Source organism: Skermanella sp. (genome assembly GCF_059503625.1).
The window spans coordinates 1-3218 of record NZ_JCACHA010000235.1; the positions used below are offsets into that span (position 1 = coordinate 1).

The 3218-nt window shown below is 67.6% G+C and carries 3 protein-coding genes; all 3 read right to left on the bottom strand.

The features are described 5' to 3' along the window. Nucleotides 1-67 precede the first annotated feature (67 nt). Nucleotides 68-883: a CbiX/SirB N-terminal domain-containing protein gene (locus AC5JJ6_RS05750; RefSeq protein WP_496041121.1), complete on the bottom strand. Its 816-nt coding sequence runs from the start codon at nt 881-883 to the stop codon at nt 68-70. Further along, nucleotides 840-2402, bottom strand: a complete 1563-nt coding sequence (locus tag AC5JJ6_RS05755) for a cytochrome D1 domain-containing protein (RefSeq protein ID WP_496041122.1) — start codon at nt 2400-2402, stop codon at nt 840-842. Before AC5JJ6_RS05755 ends, AC5JJ6_RS05750 begins: the two co-directional genes overlap by 44 nt. Further along, nucleotides 2392-3218, bottom strand: an 827-nt coding sequence (locus tag AC5JJ6_RS05760; RefSeq protein WP_496041123.1) for a radical SAM protein, incomplete at its 5' end; no start/stop codon positions are given. The genes AC5JJ6_RS05755 and AC5JJ6_RS05760, both read right to left, overlap by 11 nt.

Here is a 3218-nt window from a genome sequence, read left to right on the forward strand (position 1 = left end):
AACCCCGACAGCGGTCCCCAGTCGGCCGGCTCGCCGGTATCCCGGGAGGAAGCGTCGCCGGCCTCCGTCATGCCGTCTCCAGCACGTGATCCCGCACCAGTTCCAGCACCTGATCGATCACGAGATAGGCCAGTTGCGGCGCCCGCCCGACGGCTGATGTCAGCACCACCCTGCGTCCGTCGGATACGTCGCTTTCACCGGTCCGGATCATGGCCGGCAGGTCGACCGCCTCGTGCCGTCCGCCGGAAATGAAGTACGGCACGACGATGGTATCCCGCGTTTCCGATACCGTTGGCCAGTGCCGGGCGGTCGGCATCTCGGACAGGAAAACGGTATCGACCGCCACCCAGCGTCCGTTGGCCCGGATCTGTCCGGCCAGACGGCGCGCGGCGCCGGCGGATGTCGGATCGTGACGGTGACCGTGCCCGGCGATCAGCACCGTGGTCGAGCTGGGGACGAACCCGGCCTCGTCGGCGGCGGCACTGGCCATGCCGGCGACGAGCCGGGCAATTCCCGGATGCTGGCCGATTGGCGGGCACAGCGTCACCCGGTTCCGGTCCCGCTCATCCGCCAGCCCGATCAATCCCGGCAGGACATCGCGCGTGATCCGCCCATCGCAGGCCAGCAGCGGCATGACGAAGACTTGGGAAGACGACAGGCGTGCGAGGGCGTCCGCCGGGCGCGGCTCCTGCAACGAGAAACAGACAGCGACCTCGTCGAACAATCCCTTGCGGGAAAGCTCGGACGCCAGACGGTCCGCGATCTCGGCTCCGGCTCCGTCCGATGTGCCGTGGGCGAACAGCAGCAGCGCCCGGCCGTTTCGCGGCGCGGTGTTCGGCTCAGTGACTGGTGCCTTCGGAAAAGCGAATCTTGTTCCAGACATTGTATTTCCCCGATGGCTTGCGCATGGGCAAGCGGGTGATTTCTTCGAAAGTCGCGGCGTCGAAGACGATCAGCGCGCCGTCGTCTTCCCAAAGGCTGACCAGTGCGTACCGGCCGTCGCGGGTGAATTCGACGTGCGAGACCGTCCGGCCGGGAGCCGGCGTCAGCGTCCGCACCGTCTCCAGCGTCCGCTTGTCGATGATCTGGATCGTGTCGCGCCGCTGGCTGAGCGAGGCGTCGGTCCAGGCATAGGGCGTGTTCTCGTGGCTGCGCATGAAGAAGCCGGGGCCGAGCGTTTCCAGCCGCTTGACCGTTGCCCAGGTCGCCGCGTCGATGATGCTGATCGCTGATTCCTTCAGGTGAGGCGTCGCGATCAGGGTACGGCCTTCCAATTGCCACGATATGCCCGACCCGAGGTGAGGCATGCCGGGCAGCGGCACGGTGGCGATCCGGCGGCCGACATTCAGGTTGACCACCTGGGCGGCGGCCCCGTCGCGCGACGCGCCCAGCAGGTTGGCGTAAGCGGGATCGAAGAAGAAATCGTCGAGCGTCTCGTCAAGTTCGATCCGGCGGATGGCGAACAACCCGCTCTGGACGCCGACCGCCTCCACCATGCCGGCTTCATGGTTATGGACGAAGCCGCCGAAGACGGGCCGCGATGTCTCCGATGTCGAGATCTCCCAGATCTCCGGGATGTCCTTCAGCGCCACGATGAAGCTCTGGCGCGGCGGCGCCGTGTAGACGGCGCTGACCCGCGAAGTCTTGCCTTTGCCGTTCGCCACAGCGATCACCTTCACCGGCGTCAGGTCGCGGGCGTCCAGCACCACGAGGCTGTGGGGCAGCATGTTGCCGGCCATGACGAAGCGGCCATCCTCCGATACCGCGATGTTGCGGGTGTTGATCCCGGCCCGGACCTCCGCCACGATCTGGAGGCTCCACATGTCGTACTGCGTGACCCAGCCGTCGCGCGACGCCAGATAGACGAACCGCCCGTCGGGCGAATACTTGGCGCCGCCGTGGAGAGCGAAGCGGCTCTGAAACCGGGCCAGCGGAACGAAGCGGTCGCCGTCCAGGATGGTGACGTGATGATCGCCGGCCTCGACCACCGTGAACAGGTTCATGGGATCTGCATCGTAGACCGGCCGGTCCGGCAGGCTGGCTGGCGGATGGCTGACGACGTGGGTCGCCTGGATATCCGCCATCTCCCACGACGGCACGGCGGCAAGCGGCTGCTGGATGAAGCCGGCAAGCGCGGCGATCTCATCCTTGGACAGTTGCTCGCCGAATGCCGGCATCTGTGTCGCGGCGCGCCCTTCAGCGATAACGGCCCTGGCGGTTTCCGGCTTCATCCGTCCCAGCGCCTCCGGGATGAGTGCTGGGCCGAGCGCTCCCAGCCGGTCGCCGCCGTGGCAGGCGGCGCAGTGCTGCGTGTAGAGCGCCGAGGGATCGGCGGCGCCGGCGGGAGAAGCCGACAGCAGAAACCCCAGCGCACTAAGCGCCGACTTGATCTCACGACGCATGGCGCATTCCTCCGGGGAGGCCGATTTCGGCATCCGTCAGGTAGCAGCCTGGATCTTCGGCCCAGACATCGCCGGAGGTCTGGAGCGCCCTGGTCCGCGTGCTGCCGTTGCACATCGTGAGATACGCGCATCGTCCGCACCGCCCGCCGACTGCCCGAGGCCGCTGGCGCAGGCCGGCCATGATCGGGTCGTGCCGGTCGGCTTCGGCCCAGATGGCGCTGAACGGGCGCTCCTTGACGTTGCCCAGGGTATGGGTTCCCCACATCGTGTCGGGATGGACGTTGCCGAGATTGTCGATATTGGCGACGCCGACGCCGGTCGCATTGCCGCCCCAGCGCTCCAGTGCCGCGCGCAGGCCAGCGATCCGGTCGGGAAAGCGCCGCGCGGCCCAGTGCAGGAAATAGACGCCGTCGGCATCGTTGTTGCCGGTCACGTATTCGCGGGTCGAACCTGCTTCCGCATCGGCCTGCGCCCGCTCGAACAGCAGGTCCATGGCGCTTCGGGTCGTCTCCAGCATGGCCGCGCTGCCCCGGTTGGTGTTGCCGCGCCCGGCGAAGTTCAGGTGCGACAGGTAGAACTTGTCGATGCCCTCCCGTGCGGTCAGGTCGAGCAATGCCGGCAGGTCGTGGGCATTGTCGCGCGTCAGGGTGAACCGGATGCCGACCTTCAGCCCGGCGTCCCGGCACAGCCGGATGCCGCGCAGCGACGCCTCGAACGCCCCGTGACGGCGGCGGAACCGGTCATGCGTTTCCGCCAGCCCGTCCAGGCTGATGCCGACATAGTCGAACCCAGCATCCGCGATCGGCTGCACCATGT